Below are 15,778 nucleotides of genomic sequence, written 5' to 3'. Positions count from 1 at the left end.
GACGCCATGACCAATCTAATCAGCATGAAGCTGGACAAGCAGGAAGCGAGTCTGCTCGCCGAAGCGCACGAAGTCGGCGCGCAGGAGTACCCATACGGCCTGTGCCTCAATCTGGACGACGCAGCGCTGCGCAAGCTGGGCATCGACCTGCCGGAAGTCGGCAAGCAGTTCGAGATCGCGGCGCGCGCCGTGGTGACCTCGGTCAGCTCGCACGAGCGCAAGGACGACCAGCCCGAGCGCTACGTCAGCCTGCAAATCACCGACCTCGCGCTGCAGGACCAGGCTGCGCAGTCGTCCGCGCAGCGCATGTACCCGAACAGCGGCATGGCGTGAGGGGTGCGCGTGGTTTTGAGCGTGGGCGGTAAGGTCCGCCCATGACGCAATTTGACCCATTCGACCTGCGCGGGCAGGAGCGCAAGCAGCGGCGCGATGAAGAACGCGCGCAGTTCCGCAGCCAGCGCGACCGCGATGACTTCGAATGGCTGATGAATGACAAGCGCGGCCGGCGCATCGTGTGGCGCCTGCTGGAGCGCACCGGGGTATTCAGGTCGAGCTTCACGGGGAACAGTGAAACGTTCTTTCGTGAGGGCGAACGCAACGTGGGCCTGCTGCTGATGGCGATGATCCACGAGTCGGCCCCGGAGCAGTACGCAACGATGCTGGAGGAAGCGAAGCATGGATCAGGAAACGATGATGACGGAAGCCCCAACGACCACTGAAGGCGCCGCATCGCAAGAGGCTGCCGCTGCCCCTGAAAAGGGCCAGCAGGCAGCCGGTGAGCAGCAGACCCAAGGCGAGCAGCAGGTCCAGCAACCCGAAGCCAAGCCCGAGCAGAAGGAAGTCGCGCCCGAGCAGTACGCCGACTTCACCTTCGAGGAAGGCGCGGCGCCGCTGGATGCCGAAGTCGCGGCCGACATCAAGGCCACGGCCAAGGAACTGGGCCTGAGTCAGGAGAAGGCGCAGAAGCTGGCAGACCTCGCGGTGAAGCGTACGGCGGCAGCGCAACAGCAGCAGGTGGAACGCCTGCAGCAGGCGCGCACCGAGTGGGCGGACACCGCGCGGGCGGATCAGGAATTCGGCGGCGAGAAGCTGAACGAGAACCTGGCCGTGGCCCGCAAGGCGCTGGACGCCTTCGGCTCGCCCGAACTGAAGTCGCTGCTCAACGAGTCCGGCCTGGGCAATCACCCGGAGTTCATCCGGCTGCTGTACCGGACCGGGAAGGCCATCAGTGAAGACCGCATCGTCACCGGCGGCGCGCCCACCGGCCCGAAGGATGCGGCCAAGACCCTTTTCCCCGACATGAACTGAAGGAACAACAGCCATGAGCACTCTCGCAACCGCGAATCCTACCCTGCTGGACGTGGCGAAGCGCACCGATCCGGACGGCAAGATCGCCACCATCGTGGAAATCCTCAACGAGGAAAACGCCATCCTCGAAGACGCCACTTTCGTGGAGGGCAACCTGCCCACCGGCCACCGCACTACGGTGCGCACCGGATTGCCCGAACCGACCTGGCGCAAGCTGTACGGCGGCGTCCAGCCGACCAAGAGTTCGACCCGGCAAGTCACCGACTCGTGCGGCATGCTCGAAGCGTACGCCGAGGTCGACAAGGCGCTGGCCGACCTGAACGGCAACACGGCGGCCTTCCGCCTCTCGGAAGACCGGGCGCACATCGAAGGCATCTCGCAGGAACTGGCGACGACGACCTTCTACGGCAACGAAGGCACGAAGCCGGAAGCCTTCACCGGGCTGGCCCCGCGGTACAACTCGCTCTCCGCGGAGAACGCCGACAACATCATCAACGCGGGCGGGCAAGGCGACGACAACACATCCATCTGGCTCGCGGTGTGGGGTGAATCGACCGGGCACTTCATCTACCCGAAGGGCAGCAAGGCCGGTCTGCAGATGAGCGACAAGGGCCAAGTGACCATCGAGAACGTCGATGGCAACGGCGGCCGGATGGAAGGCTACCGCACGCACTACCGGCAGGACGCCGGCCTGGTGATCCGCGACTGGCGGTACTTCGGTCGCATCGCGAACATCGATGTGGGCGACCTTGACACGCTGGCGAACACGAAGAGCCTGATTACCTGGATGATCCAGCTCTCCGAGCGCATCCCGAGTCTGGGCAAGGGCCGCGCGGTCTGGTACGTCAATCGCACCATCCGCGAGAAGCTGCGCCTGGGCATCCTGGAGAAAGTCGCAAGCAACCTCTCGTGGGAGACGGTCGCCGGCAAGCGCGTCATGACCTTCGACGACATCCCGGTGCGCCGCTGCGACGCCATCATCAACACCGAAGCCCTCGTGGCGTAAGGAGCCCGACATGATTATCGACGAACGCAACGAATTCGCGGACGCGACCGCGCTCTCCACCGCAGGCACTGGCCGCGCGCTGGTGGGCGACGTGATCGACCTGGGCGCGGTGCCGGGCGACATCGGCAACGGCGAAGACCTGTATCTCGTGATCCAGGTCGATACCGCCGTGACGTCCGGAGGCTCGGCCACGGTCGCATTCGAGCTTGTGAGCGACGAGCAGGCCGCCATCGCCGCAGACGGTTCGGCCACGGTGCATTTCGCCACCGGCGCCATCCCGAAGGCGAGCCTCGTGGCGGGCTACGTGGCCGCTGCGGTCAAGCTGCCGCTGGGCACCTACGAGCGCTACCTGGGCGTCATCGCCAACGTGGGCACTGCGGCGCTGACGGCCGGAAAGATCAACGCCTTCCTGACGCCGGAAGTGGCGAAGTGGCAGGCCTACGCCGATGCGGCGTAACGGGAGCGTGACATGCGCGTGATCGCAACCGCAGTCGGGTTCCACGGCGGATCGCTCCACAAGCCGTGCGATGGGTTCGACGTTCCGGACGGCAGCAAGGCGTCATGGTACGTGCCGGCCGACAAGGCGGACGTCGCGCCGCCCAAGACGCGCCGCAAGGCGGCCGGCCCCGAAACCCTTTCCGACGTCACCAAGGCCGACAACGAAGCCCTCGGGGCCGGCCTGGTCTGATCTCCTCCGCCGCGTGAAGTGGCTTCGGGGCGCGGCGCTACAACGTCGCGCCCCGTTTTTCTTGGAACGTGCCGATGGCATCCGAAATCGACATCGCAAATCTCGCGCTGGGCCACCTGGGCGACGACGCCACGGTATCCAGCCTGTACCCGCCGGAAGGATCTGCGCAGGCGGAGCACTGCGCGCGCTTCTACCCCGTCGCTCGCGACACGCTGCTGTCAATGCACCCATGGCACTTCGCTGCGAAGCGTGCGCAACTGGCGGCGTTCGCCGGTGACTGGGGCGCCTGGGCGTACGCCTACGCGGCGCCGGCGGATTGTGTAACGGTGCTGGCGGTGCTGCCGCAGGATGCGGCCGATGACATTGATACGCAGGACTACTTGCGCGAAGTCGGGCCGAACGGTGCGGGCGTCATCCTGACGCAGCAGCCGGCGGCCGTGCTGCGCTACCGTGCGAGGGTGACCGACACGACGAAGTTCTCCCCGCTCTTCGTCGATGCGCTGGCCTGGCTGCTGGCGAGCTACCTGGCCGGGCCGATCATCAAGGGCGACGCCGGCATGAAGATGTCCCAGCAGTGCTACGGCGTGGCGCTGCAGGTGCTCGCCCGCGCCACGGCAGAGGACGCCAACCAGCAGAAGGTCACGCTACCGCACACGCCCGGCTGGGTGGCGGCGCGCGGCCACATCGAACCGGGTTCCTGGGGGCGCTGATGCCAAACATCCGAACCTTCCAGCGGTCGTTTGGCGGCGGCGAAGTCACGCCGGAATTCTTCGGCCGCATCGATGACATCAAGTACCAGACCGGCCTGGCGCTGTGCCGCAACTTCATCGTGCTGCCGCACGGGCCCATCGCCAACCGGCCGGGGTTCGCCTTCGTCCGCGCGGTGAAGGACTCGACGAAGAAGACGCGCCTGATCCCCTTCACCTACTCGACCGACCAGACCATGGTCATCGAGCTGGGCGCGGGCTACTTCCGCTTCCACACCCAGGGTGCCACGCTGCTCAATGGCGGCGCGCCCTACGAAGTGGCGAACCCCTACGCGGAAGCCGACCTGCCGGACATCCACTACGTGCAGTCGGCCGACGTGCTTACGCTTGTGCATCCGAACCACGCTCCGCGAGAACTGCGCCGGCTGGGGGCGACGAACTGGCAGCTCGCGGCCATCTCGTTCGCGTCCTCACTCGCGGCGCCTGGCGGCCTGTCCGGATCGGCCACCGGCGGCACCGGCACGACCTACCGCTACAAGGTGACTGCCGTCGGCGAGTACGCCATCGACGAATCGCCGGCATCGTCCGCGGTGGAGATCAGTGGCGATCTGCTGGAGCCGGACGCCTACAACACGATCAACTGGGGCGCGGTGACCGGCGCCAAGCGCTACAACGTCTATAAGCAGAGCAATGGCCTGTACGGCTACATCGGGCAGACCGACGGACTCGCATTCAATGACGACAACATCGCGGCGGACATCTCGCGCACGCCGCCTGAAGGCACGAACCCGTTCAGCGGCGCCGGCAACTACCCTGGCGCGGTGACCTACTATGAGCAGCGCAGGTGCTTCGCGGGCACGAAGAACGCGCCGCAGAACTTGTGGATGACGCGCTCCGGCACGGAATCGAACATGACCTACTCGATGCCGTCGCGCGACGATGATGCGATCAGCTTCCGCGTGGCCGCGCGCGAAGCCAACACGATCCGGCACCTCGTGCCCCTTGGCGCACTGGTGCTGCTCACCGCGTCGGCCGAGTGGCGCGCAGGCGGCGCGGACGCAATCATGCCCTCCACGGTCTCGGTGCGCCCTCAGTCCTACGTGGGCGCGAGCAACATGCAGCCGGTCATCGTGAATACCAACCTGCTCTACGGTGCGGCCCGCGGAGGCCACGCCCGCGAACTGGCCTATAACTGGCAGGCCGGCGGCTACATCACAGGCGACCTGTCACTGCGTGCGCCGCACCTATTCGACGGGCTGGAACTGGCCGATGTCGCCTTTCAGAAAGCACCGACGCCCATCGGATGGTTCGTGTCGTCATCCGGCAAGCTGCTGGGCCTGACATACGTGCCCGAGCAGCAGATCGGCGCATGGCACCAGCACGTCACCGATGGCACGTTCGAATCGGTGTGCTGTGTGTCCGAGGGCACCGAAGACGCGGTGTATGTCGTGGTGCGTCGGGTGATCAACGGACAGGCCGTGCGCTACGTGGAGCGCATGGCGCCGCGGCTCTTCGGTGAGCAGGAGAACGCCTTCTTCGTCGATTGCGGGCTGACCTACCAAGGCGCACCGGCAGACGAGATCAGCGGGCTCTCGCACCTGGAAGGCTGCACGGTGTCGATCCTGGCAGACGGCGCTGTGCATCCGCAACGCGTCGTCACGGGCGGGCAGATCGTGCTGGAACACGAAGCGAGCATCGTGCATGTCGGCCTGCCATTCGAGGCCGATGCGCAGACCCTGCCGCTTGCCTTCGAGACGGCCGGCTTCGGACAGGGGCGGCAGAAGAACGTGAATAAGGTCTGGCTGCGCGTCTATCGGTCGTCCGGCATCTTCGCTGGCCCCTCGTTCGATAGCCTCACGGAAACGAAGCAGCGCACGACCGAGCCCTACGGCACGCCGCCCGCGCTCAAGAGCGAGGAGATCGCCATCATGGTCACCCCGTCGTGGGGCGATGGCGGGCAGTTGTGCATCCGCCAGCACGATCCGCTCCCGCTGACTATCGTATCGATGAGCATGGAGGTTTCCATCGGCGGGTAACATGGCGGGATGCACAACTGGTTGAACGCCATCATCTGCCGCTGGACCCGCCACCGCTGGCGGTTCGTGCGCATCAACGCCGAAGGCGAGAAGGTCTTCGAGTGCCGTCGATGCGGGCGGCACTTCATCGCGCCGCGCCGGTAGTGCGCGTGGTTTGCTGGGTGCGCCGCAGAATGGGCACGTCCAGTACGCAGGCGCACCCATGGCAACTTTCTCCGCTATCAGCCCCTTCGGCGCGCAGCCGACGCTGTTGGCCGGGCCGAACACCAGCAACGTGATGGGCCTGTCCGCGTCGTCCGCACCGGCATCGTCCGGTATCTCCTTCGGCGGCATGGCGCTGTCCGTGACCGGGGCCGTCACGCAGGCCGTTGGCGCGTGGTACAGCGCGCAGTCGGCCAAGAGCGCGGCGAAGCACGCGGCGACCATGGCGAAGGGCCAGATGGAGATGAACCTACTGGCCGTCGAGCAGGCCAAGCTCACCCGCAGCCAACAGGTACTCGCCACCGAGTACCAGATGCGTACGCAGAAGCTCTCCCTCGGCTACCAGGCCACCATCGCGGACGTGAATGCCCGCCTGTCCGAGCTGGCCGCACGGTCCTCGCTGCTGCAGGGCGAGCGGCAGGAGCAAGCAAGCCGGCTCTCCACTGCGCAGATGAAAAGCAGCCAGCGGGTGGCGCTGGCCGCCAACGGCGTCGATCTTGGCAGCGCCACGTCGCTCAACATCCTGACCAGCACGGACGTGATGGGCGAGATCGACGCCAACACGATCCAGGCCAACGCGGCCCGCGCCGCTTGGGGCTACCGCTCGCAGGCCGTTGATGCCGAGAACCAGGCGATGCTTGCACGGGCCGCCGCGGAGAACATCGATCCCGAGAAGGCGGACCTGTACGTGAGCCCCTACGCAGTCGATCCGAACCTGATCCAGGCCGACATGTCCGGCTACTACAGCCAGACCGCGAGCGCGATCAGCCCGGTGGGCGATGCGCTGATGTCGCTGGCCGGCTCCGCGCCAGCCATCGCGGAGAAGTGGCGCGCCTACCAACAGAAGAGGGCCTGACCGGTGCCACGCGTCCCAAGCTACGACAACTTCCAGACCGCGCCCGGCGCCATGCCCGGCGTGCAGTTCTCCGGCGGTGGGGTGCAGGCTGACCCGCGCGTCGAGCAGGCCATCTCCCGCGCACCGCGCCCGCCGTCCACGCCTGCGCTAAACGTGGCCGATCCTGGCGCCGCTGCCCAACGCACCGGGCAGGCGCTGCAGCGGATCGGCGACGCGCAGGCCCGCGCCGAGCTGGAAGCCGCGCAGCGGGTGAATGCGACGCGGATCAACGCAGCGCTGAACCAGGCACTCGAGATCGAGATGCGGCTGGCCTACGACAAGGACGTGGGCTACACGAACCAGCGTGGCATCTCCGCTTTGGAGCGCCAGAGCGGCAAACCGTTGGCCGAGGAGTACGCCGAGACCTACGGGAAGGAGATCGAGCGCATCGCCGGCACGCTGGGCAACGAGTTCCAGCGCACCGCCTTCATGGACGCCAGCACGAAGCGCCTCGCGCAGTTCCGCGCGAGCGCGATGAAGCACGAGTCGGACGAGTTCCGCACCTACTCGCTGTCGGTCAATGACGGCGTGATTACCAACCGCATGAACCTGATCGGGTTCAATTACAGCAACCCGAAGGTGGTGGATGGTGCTGTGCAGTCCATCCGCGCCGCTACCTACGAGTCCGCGCAGTTGCTCGGAAAGTCCGCCGAGTGGGCACAGGCCCAGTCCGCCAAGGCGGTGTCGGATGCGCACAAGCTCGCGCTCGCTACCGCCGTCGAGAAGAACGACATCACCTACGCCGACGCCTACCTGCGCCGCTACGGCAAGGACATGGAGCCGGACGACCTGCTGCAGGCGCAGGGGTTGATCACCAAGGAGATGGACCTGCGCGTGGCGACCAGCGCAGCGGCGGAGGTCATCGAGCGCGCCACGCCACGAATCGTGCCGGGCGACTTCGACCGCCTCGCCAACATCGTGATGGGCATCGAATCCGGCGGCCGGCGCTACGGCGAAGACGGTGCGCTGCTGGAATCATCCAAGGGCGCCAAGGGCGAGATGCAGGTCCTGGACACGACGAACCGCGATCCGGGCTTCGGCGTGCGGCCGGCGGCCGATGACAGCCCTGAAGAGCGCGCCCGCGTCGGGCGCGACTACCTGGGCGCGCTGCTCAAGCACTACGGCGGCGACGTGCCGAAGGCGCTGGCGGCCTACAACTGGGGGCCCGGGAAGCTGGACGACGCCATCAATGAGCACGGCGAAGGCTGGCTGGACCACGCGCCGGCCGAGACGCAGCGCTACGTAGAGCGGGGCGCACGCGAGTTCGGCGCCGGTGGCGGTGCGGTGCGCGCCACGCTGGCTGATCTGAAGGCCGAACTGCGCGAACGGCCAGACCTCGCGAACAACCCCAGCCGGATGAAGCAGGCGGAAACTGCGCTGGAGTCCCGGTACAAGGACATCGAGGCCGCGAAGCGGCAGACCGAAGACGATGCCCTGGATGCAGCCTACCGCGGCCTCTACGAGAACGGCGGCCGGCTGGACGCACTGCCGCCTTCCGTGCGGCGGATGATCCCTGGCGACAAGCTGGGCAGCGTGATGGTCTTCGCCGAGAAAATGGCGAAGAATGGCGGTGCGGTGCATCGGCCGGAGGCCTGGGCGACGATCCTCTCCCTGCCGCGCAGCGAGTTGGCGAAGATGACGCCCCTGCAGTTCTTCCAGCAGTTCCGCCCGGTGCTGGACGACCAGCACCTGGAGAAGGGGTACGCCCTGCTCGCCGATGCCCAGGGCGCGGCCGGCGACAAGCACCTGGAGGTCATCACCACGGCGAACCGGGTGAAGCGTGCTGCCGAGGGCGCCGGCATCCTGCCTGCGGACGGGAAACCAAATGACGGCGAGAAGCTGGCCTTCGCGCAGTTCGAACAGGTCATCGACGAGCGCGTGCGCGAGTTCGAGCGCACCGACCTCGCCGGAAAGCGCAAGGCGAATAGCGAAGAGTTGCAGCGGATCATCGACAACACGCTTGCGGATCAGGCCTTCGTGCCTCGCTTCCTGCTGACCGACCGGCAGCGGCCCATCGCCCTGATGGCGCCCGAACAGCAGGGCCGGGCGTACGTGCGCGTCGGCGGCGAGGAGGTGCCCCTGTCGGCCATCCCGGCCGGCCAGCGCTTGACCATCGCTGGCAAGCTGCAATCACGCGACTTGCCCGTGACTGAGCAGCGCATCGCCGAATTGTGGGTGGCCGCTGGCCGGCCGCAGTAACCCGGAACCGACCATGCCCGACATCTATGACACGCTACTCGACCAGCAGGCCGACGCCACGGAGCCGGCCGCCCCGCCGACCCTCGACATCTACGACCAGATTCTCGACCGCGAGCGAGACGACGCGCAGCGCGCGGTGCAGAGCACGCTGGACCGGGCGCTCAAGATCGCCCCCCAGCGCGCCGCCACCGTGCAGCAGCTCGCCGAGCGTACCGGCCTGCCGGCCGATCTGGTGGAGCGCAACTTCGAAGACATCGAGCGGCGCGACCGCGTGCGCGAAGTGCAGCGACTGGCGGCCAGCTCGCCCATCCTCGCCCGGCAGTTGTTCGACCCGCAATTCGCTGCGCTGGCGCACCAGGACGTGGAGCAACTGGGCATCGCCGAACGCATCGCGCGCCAGCTCGCTGGCGGCGCACTGGAGGCGCCCGGACGCACGATCTCCGGCACCGGACATCTGCTCGACGTAGCCCAGCGCAACACCCTCGGCGGACTGGCGGCCATGGTGCTGCCGACGCCTCGGGCTGGCGGCGCGCCCACGGCCGAATCGCTGGTCGGGCCGCTGATGGGCGAAGGCTGGCGGCAAGCGGGCAGCGGCCTCAAGGACTACGCGCGCAACGAACTGATGCTGCCGGCCGCGCAGCGCACCTTCTTCGACGACGTGATGGCCGGCCTCGGGCAGGTGGGCGCGCAGATCGCCATGCTTCCCTTCGACCGCGGTGCGGGGCTCTACGCCCAAGGCGCGGACGTGATGGCTGAGCGCGTCGCCGGTGACCAGGCAGGCCAGGGCCTGAAAGACCTCGCCATCCTGGGGGGCGCTGCCGTGACCGGGATCACCGAGCGATGGGCGCTGGATCGGATCATGGGGCCGCTGGCCGTGCCGGTGAAGAACAAGATGGCCGCCGCGCTGGCGCGTATCGGCATCGCGGGGGTGTCCGAGGGCGCGCAGGAGATGGCCGAGAACATCCTGCACGACACCCTGCGCATCGGGCTCACCAATCCGGAGCACACCTACGACTGGCAGGAAACCGGCTACGAGGGTGCTGTCGGCGCCACGGTAGGTGCGCTGGCGCGAAGCTTCGTCGAGGCGGCCTTGCACGTGCGCACACGCGGCGCGCGGCGCGAGCAGCAGGCCCAGCAGGCAGAAGGCACGGCCCAGCAACTCGCGCAACTAGGCGACCTCGCGCGGGCGATGTCGATGACGCAGCACAGCCCGGACACGTTCCAGCAGTTCCTGGACGCGGCGCTGGAAGACGGCCCGGTGCAGGATGTGCTGGTGAGCGGCCAAGTGCTGATGCAGTCCGGCATCGCCGAGGACCTGGCTCGCATCTCGCCGTCGGTGGCAGCGCAGCTACAGGAAGCCGTGCAGACCGGCGGCGACGTGCGCATCCCGGTATCGGAGTTCGCAGCGAAGATCGCGCCGGCCGGGCTGGATGCGGCACTGCTTGACCACCTCAAGACCGACACCAACCCCATGAGCCGGGCGGAAGCCGGCGAGTACCTGCAGCGCCAGGTGGAGGAACTGGGCCGCGACGTGGGCGACGCGCTTACCCAGGTGGAGGCGCAGGTCGAGGAGCGCATGGCCATCGACGACGTGCGCGACGCCGTGCTGACCGAACTCAACGCCGCCAACCGCTTCCGGCCCGACGTGAATACCGCCTACGCCACCCTGGTGGGCGAGTTCTTCGGCGCGCTGTCCAGCCGCACGGGACTCGCACCGCAGCAACTCTTCGAGAAGTACCGCCTGCGTGTGGTGGCCGAGAGCGTCGCGGGCGGGCAGCAGTTCGAACAGTCGGACGACAACGCACCCCGCACGACGGAAGAGCTGCTGGCCTTGTTCAGAGACCTCGAAGCGGATAGCATTGAAATCACCGCGCCGGGCATCCGGCCGATGACCGAAGAAGAGGCAGATCATGCCGAGAGTGTTTTCCTATCCTCTCGCCCTGCGGGAGAAACGACCTACAGCCGGAAATCCGGAGTTCTGCGCCGAATACGCCGCGCGTCCGAAGCAGCGGCCGATGAACTCCGAGGCGAAGCGGAAACAGCACGAGAAGTTGCTGACAGCGCCCTGGGGCCGTTTGAAGGATACCGCGTAGAAGCGGACATCATCCCGCCGGGCGAATTTCGTCCGGGCGGGATCAAGGTGCGGGTATATGGCCGCGAACAGATCGACGCCGGCCTGACGAACGACCCCGCGCTGACATTCCTCGTATCGGCCGACGGGGAGTTGACGGTCAATGGCCCTCCGGAAGACAGCGAGACGTTCCGCGAATTCCAGCAGCGCGGCTGGGCGGATACCGCATCCGCGGCCGATGGCGTGCAGGTGCATGGCTGGACCGTACTGCGCGACCCTGCGAACCCCGACAAGCCGCTCCCCGTTTCCCAGTTGATGCCGCTGCTGGCCGACGTGCATGCCCGCGTGCGCGAATGGCGCGGCGAGGATATGGTCGGGCTGCACTGGTCCCGTGCAACCGGCGCCATGGGCGGTACCTACGACCTGGGGCACGCCTTCAACGGCGCGGCGGTGTTCTTCCAGGGCGCAGGCGCGGCGCGCGGCGGTCTCAACCCCGAGACGCTCACGATGGCGCTGCTCAAGGGCGCCGACCTCTCAACCTTCCTGCACGAGTCGGGGCACTTCTTCCTGGAGGTGATGGCCGACGTAGCGGCCACCGCGCGCAGCTACGACACGGCGCAGATGACCGACGGCGAGCGCGCCATCATCAACGATGTGGGCGTGCTGATGCAGTGGTTCGGCCTGCCAGACCTGGACACTTGGCACGCCCTGCCTTTCGATGAGAAGCGCGCCTACCATGAGAAGTTCGCCGAGTCCTTCGAGCGCTACCTGCTGGAAGGGCAGGCGCCCAGCATCGAACTGCAGCCGCTCTTCAGCCGCTTCCGCGCGTGGATGCTCAGCGTGTATCGCTCGCTCAAGGACTTCCTCGCGCGCAACTCGGCGGCCGGCAAACTGTCGCCCGAGGTGCGCCAGGTGTTCGACCGCATGCTCGCCACGGACGACGCGATCCGCACTGCCGAGCAGGCCGGCAGCCTGCGCCCGCTCTTCGATGCTGCGGAATCCGCCGGGATGGACGCGGAGGCCTTCGCTGACTACCAGGCCCTCGGGCAGCAGGCCACCGACGTGGCGCAGTCCGACCTGTCCGCCCGTGGTGTGCGCGACATGCAGTGGCTAGCCGGCGCGCGCAGTCGGGCACTGCGCAGGCTGCAGAAAGAGGCCAAGGTGCTGCGCGACGAGATGGAGATCGAAACCCGGCGCGAGGTGATGAGCCAGCCCGTCTATCAGGCGTGGCAGTTCCTGACTCGCCAGGTCGAGGCGACCGACACGCTGCCCGTCGTCGAGCGCAGGAAGAGCGACCCGGATACGGTTGATCCGACCGTCGATTCGCTCTTCACCGCTATCGCCAAGCTGGGCGGCCTGGACCGCGCGCAGCTCGAAAGCGAATGGGGCCTGGACGCCAAGGAGAAGGCCGCCCCGCCGCTCTTCGGCAAGCACGTCCTGCGCAGGAACGGCGGGCGCGGCATCGATGAGATGCGTGGCCTGCTGGTGCAGTACGGCTACCTCACGCCGGAACGGGCCGGCGCGGACTTCGATCCGCGCGAGTTCGAAGACCTGTTCTTCGAGGAGCTGGGCGGCGCGCCGGTGTATTCCACCAACGCGGACTACGACTACCTCGCGCAGCTTCGCCAGCGGCCCGGTGACCAAGTGGCGAACCCGGCGGCACTGCTCGCCGGCCGACTGGACCGGGCGGCGCTGGCCAATACCAGCGCGTCGCCCGAGCAGCTTGAAGTGCTGCGCGCGCGGCGCATGACGGCCCGCGACGGGCTGCACCCCGACATCGTGGCCGAGCTGACCGGCTTCGATTCTGGCGACGCGCTGGTGCAGGCGCTTGTGGCGGCCCACCCCCCCGAGGTCGAGATCGAAGCGCTGACCGATCTGCGCATGCTGGAGCGCCACGGCGACCTCGCCACGCCCGAGGCGCTGGAGCGCGCCGCCGACCGCGCCGTGCATAACGACGTGCGCGCCCGCATGGTGGCGACCGAACTCTCCGCACTGGCGAGGGCGACCGGGCAGCGGGCGGTGATGACGCAGGCCGCGCGCGAGTACGCCCGGCAGATGGTTGCGCGGCTCAAGGTCCGGCACGTGAAGCCGACCCAGTACAGCCGTGCGGCGGCGCGGGCGAGCACGGCGGCCGAAGCGGCCCTGCGGGCGGGCAACCGCGAACTGGCCGCGGTGGAGAAGCGTAACCAGTTGATCGGGCTGCAGGCCACACGGGCTGCGCATCAGGCGCTGGGGGAGGTGGAGTCCGGCCTGCAGTACCTCGCCAAATTCAACAGCGAGGGCACGCGCAAGTCGGTTGATCCCGACTACCTGGAGCAGATCGACTCGATGCTGGAGCGCTTCGACCTGCGCGCCGGGCAGTCGCTCAAGGCCATCGACAAGCGCACCTCGCTCGCCAAGTGGATCGCCGCGCAGGAAGAGGCCGGCATCGAGCCGGACATCCCTGACTGGATTCAGGTGGAGGCCGCGCGCGAGCACTACAAGAACCTGACCGTGGAGCAGTTCCGCGGGCTGGTCGATTCCGTGAAGCAGATTGAGCACCTGGGGCGCCTGAAGCACAAGCTGCTCACCGCCCGCGACAAGCGCGCACTGGACGCCATCGTGGCCGAAGTGCGGGATTCGATCACCGCGGCGGCCGGCGGCCGGGTGGTGGGCAACGAGCGGCGCAACACCCTGGGCAGCCGGGCCGAGCACATGGCGCGCGGCTTCATGGCGGCGCACCGCAAGCTCGCGAGTCTCGTGCGCGAGATGGACGGCATGCAGGACGGCGGCGCACTGTGGGAATACCTGGTGCGGCCGATGAACGAGGCCGGCGAGCGCGAGGCGACGATGCGCGCCGAAGCCGCGCAGCGGCTGCACGACCTCGCCAAGCCGTTGCTGGCCGACGGCGAGCGGATGGGCGGCACGGGGCGGCACTTCCCGAGCCTGGGACGTGCGCTCAACCGTGGCGAGCGCATTGCGCTGGCGCTCAACTGGGGCAACGCCGGCAACCGGCAGCGGCTGTTGGATGGCCGCGGCTGGACTCGGGCGCAGGTCATGCCGGTGCTGCAGACGCTCACGCCGGCCGAGTGGCAGTTCGTGCAGGGCGTGTGGGACTTCTTCGAAGGCTACCGGCCGCAGATCGCGGCGAAGGAGCGGCGCGTCGCCGGCAAAGAGCCGGAATGGATCGAAGCCGAGCCCTTCACCGTCACGCCGGCCAACGGGGCGCCTATCGCGCTGCGTGGCGGGTACTACCCGGTGAAGTACGACCCGGCCCAGTCCGGCGAGGCTGCCGCGCACGCCGATGCGGAGAGCGCCAAGCAGATGATGCGCGCGGCCTACACCGCGGCCACCACGCGGCGCAGTTTCACCAAGAGCCGTTCGGAGCGCGTCGTGGGCCGGCCGCTGCTCTTGTCCTTCGATGGCATCTACCAGGGCGCGAACGAGGTCATCCACGATCTGGCATGGCACGAATGGCTGATCGACGCCAACAAGCTACTGCGCAGGCTGGATGCGTCAATGCGGCAGGGCTTCGGCGCGGAGAAGGTCACGGCCATCAAGAAGGCCATCGAGGACATTGCCCGCGGCGACGCGCCGGCCCAGCATATGGTGGAACGCGCGCTGAACCATCTGCGCACCGGCGCGACCATCACGGGCCTGGGCTGGAACCTCACTACCGCGCTGCTGCAGCCGCTGGGCTTCACCAACTCCATGGTGCGGATCGGTCCGGCATGGGTGGCGCGCGGCATGCGCGAGTTCTACGGTTCGCCATCGCGCATGCTGGAAAAGGCCGAAGAGGCGCAAGCCAAGAGCGAGTTCCTGCGCAACCGGGCGCGGACGATGAACCGCGAGATCAACGACGTGCAGAACCGCCTCGAAGGCGACAAGGGCGACATCCGCCTGGCGCTGGAGGCTAGCTACTTCATCCTGATCCAGAAACTGCAGGCTGCGGTGGATTACCCGACCTGGTACGGCGCCTACGAGAAGGCGATGGCCGACCCCGCCAACCTGCGCGAGGGCGGCACGGCGGACGAGGTGCGCGCCGTGGCGATGGCGGACCAGGCGGTCATCGACGCTCAGGGCGGCGGGCAGATCAAGGATCTGGCGCAGGTCCAGCGTGGCAGCGCGGCGTGGAAGCTCTTCACCAACTTTTACAGCTACTTCTCGGTCACACTGAACCTCGCCGCCGAGCGCACGCGCGCTACCAATTTCCGCCGGCCGCACGACGTGATGCGCCTGGCCGGCGATTACCTGCTGCTCTTCACCGTGCCGGCGGTGCTGGGCTCGCTGCTGCGCGACGCGCTCAAGGGCGAGGACGACGAAGACGAGCTGGTGCAGAACATGGCGGCCGAGCAGATCAGCTTCCTGATGGGGCTCTTCGTGGGCGTGCGGGAACTCACCGGTGCGGCGCAGGCCCTGGCCGGCGTGGGCAAGCCCTTCGGCTACAGTGGCCCGGCCGGCGCGCGGTTCTTCGGCGAAATGCAGAAACTCAGCCAGCAGATCGACCAGGGCGAACTGGACATGGCGCTCTTCAAGGCCGCCAACAACACGGCGGGGATTCTCTTCCACTACCCGGCGGGCCAAGTGAATCGCACCGTCGAGGGCGCCGCGGCGATGCTCGAAGGGCGCACGGCGAACCCGCTCTCAGTCGTAGTCGGCCCGCCCCGCTGACGGGGTGCGCGTGGTTT

At 67.8% G+C, this 15,778-nt stretch carries 12 protein-coding genes; all 12 read left to right on the top strand.

Annotated features, from left to right (window positions below; genetic code table 11):
* The first annotated feature begins 6 nt into the window (after positions 1-6).
* The 12 genes from gp10 (at position 7) to E6O51_RS03095 (ending at position 15,761) form a co-directional block, all read left to right on the top strand.
* Positions 7-333: a capsid staple protein gene (gene gp10 / locus E6O51_RS03145; protein WP_136383510.1), complete on the top strand. Its 327-nt coding sequence runs from the start codon at positions 7-9 to the stop codon at positions 331-333.
* Between the two features lie 41 nt (positions 334-374).
* Positions 375-719 (top strand): Bbp19 family protein, encoded by a 345-nt coding sequence (locus E6O51_RS03140; protein ID WP_136383509.1) that lies wholly within the window; start codon positions 375-377, stop codon positions 717-719.
* Positions 676-1,308: a hypothetical protein gene (locus E6O51_RS03135; RefSeq protein ID WP_136383508.1), complete on the top strand. Its 633-nt coding sequence runs from the start codon at positions 676-678 to the stop codon at positions 1,306-1,308. Before E6O51_RS03140 ends, E6O51_RS03135 begins: the two co-directional genes overlap by 44 nt.
* Positions 1,309-1,321: 13 nt before the next feature.
* Entirely contained in the window at positions 1,322-2,314 is a 993-nt protein-coding gene (locus E6O51_RS03130) for a major capsid protein (protein ID WP_136383507.1), read from the top strand.
* A gap of 10 nt (positions 2,315-2,324) precedes the next feature.
* Complete coding sequence (locus E6O51_RS03125) at positions 2,325-2,771, top strand: Bbp16 family capsid cement protein (protein WP_136383506.1); 447 nt, start codon at positions 2,325-2,327, stop codon at positions 2,769-2,771.
* Between the two features lie 12 nt (positions 2,772-2,783).
* Positions 2,784-3,002 carry a hypothetical protein gene (locus E6O51_RS03120; protein ID WP_136383505.1) on the top strand — a complete coding sequence of 73 codons (219 nt, stop codon included), beginning with the start codon at positions 2,784-2,786 and terminating at the stop codon, positions 3,000-3,002.
* A 74-nt stretch (positions 3,003-3,076) separates the two neighbouring features.
* A complete protein-coding gene (locus E6O51_RS03115) occupies positions 3,077-3,712 on the top strand; it encodes a hypothetical protein (RefSeq protein WP_136383504.1) in 636 nt (211 codons plus the stop codon).
* Positions 3,712-5,745, top strand: a complete 2,034-nt coding sequence (locus E6O51_RS03110; protein ID WP_136383503.1) for a hypothetical protein — start codon at positions 3,712-3,714, stop codon at positions 5,743-5,745. The genes E6O51_RS03115 and E6O51_RS03110 overlap by 1 nt, the downstream gene beginning before the upstream one ends.
* A gap of 9 nt (positions 5,746-5,754) precedes the next feature.
* Positions 5,755-5,889: a hypothetical protein gene (locus tag E6O51_RS22370; protein WP_269140096.1), complete on the top strand. Its 135-nt coding sequence runs from the start codon at positions 5,755-5,757 to the stop codon at positions 5,887-5,889.
* A gap of 58 nt (positions 5,890-5,947) precedes the next feature.
* Positions 5,948-6,802, top strand: a complete 855-nt coding sequence (locus E6O51_RS03105; protein WP_136383502.1) for a hypothetical protein — start codon at positions 5,948-5,950, stop codon at positions 6,800-6,802.
* A gap of 3 nt (positions 6,803-6,805) precedes the next feature.
* Positions 6,806-9,040 carry a transglycosylase SLT domain-containing protein gene (locus E6O51_RS03100; protein WP_211091310.1) on the top strand — a complete coding sequence of 745 codons (2,235 nt, stop codon included), beginning with the start codon at positions 6,806-6,808 and terminating at the stop codon, positions 9,038-9,040.
* A 13-nt stretch (positions 9,041-9,053) separates the two neighbouring features.
* A complete protein-coding gene (locus E6O51_RS03095) occupies positions 9,054-15,761 on the top strand; it encodes a hypothetical protein (protein WP_136383501.1) in 6,708 nt (2,235 codons plus the stop codon).
* Positions 15,762-15,778 lie beyond the last annotated feature (17 nt).

It is taken from the genome of Pseudothauera rhizosphaerae (assembly GCF_004801305.1).
Lineage (GTDB): Bacteria > Pseudomonadota > Gammaproteobacteria > Burkholderiales > Rhodocyclaceae > Pseudothauera > Pseudothauera rhizosphaerae.
The sequence above is the reverse complement of the archived record's forward strand: the minus strand, read 5'-3'. Positions and strand labels throughout refer to the sequence as shown.

Coding starts and splice junctions, on each gene's coding strand:
- E6O51_RS03105 (WP_136383502.1), top strand. CDS start 5,948: ATGGCAACTTTCTCCGCTATCAGCCCCTTCGGCGCGCAGCCGACGCTG.
- E6O51_RS03125 (WP_136383506.1), top strand. CDS start 2,325: ATGATTATCGACGAACGCAACGAATTCGCGGACGCGACCGCGCTCTCC.
- E6O51_RS22370 (WP_269140096.1), top strand. CDS start 5,755: ATGCACAACTGGTTGAACGCCATCATCTGCCGCTGGACCCGCCACCGC.
- E6O51_RS03135 (WP_136383508.1), top strand. CDS start 676: ATGGATCAGGAAACGATGATGACGGAAGCCCCAACGACCACTGAAGGC.
- E6O51_RS03115 (WP_136383504.1), top strand. CDS start 3,077: ATGGCATCCGAAATCGACATCGCAAATCTCGCGCTGGGCCACCTGGGC.
- E6O51_RS03120 (WP_136383505.1), top strand. CDS start 2,784: ATGCGCGTGATCGCAACCGCAGTCGGGTTCCACGGCGGATCGCTCCAC.
- E6O51_RS03095 (WP_136383501.1), top strand. CDS start 9,054: ATGCCCGACATCTATGACACGCTACTCGACCAGCAGGCCGACGCCACG.
- E6O51_RS03130 (WP_136383507.1), top strand. CDS start 1,322: ATGAGCACTCTCGCAACCGCGAATCCTACCCTGCTGGACGTGGCGAAG.
- E6O51_RS03140 (WP_136383509.1), top strand. CDS start 375: ATGACGCAATTTGACCCATTCGACCTGCGCGGGCAGGAGCGCAAGCAG.
- E6O51_RS03110 (WP_136383503.1), top strand. CDS start 3,712: ATGCCAAACATCCGAACCTTCCAGCGGTCGTTTGGCGGCGGCGAAGTC.
- gp10 (WP_136383510.1), top strand. CDS start 7: ATGACCAATCTAATCAGCATGAAGCTGGACAAGCAGGAAGCGAGTCTG.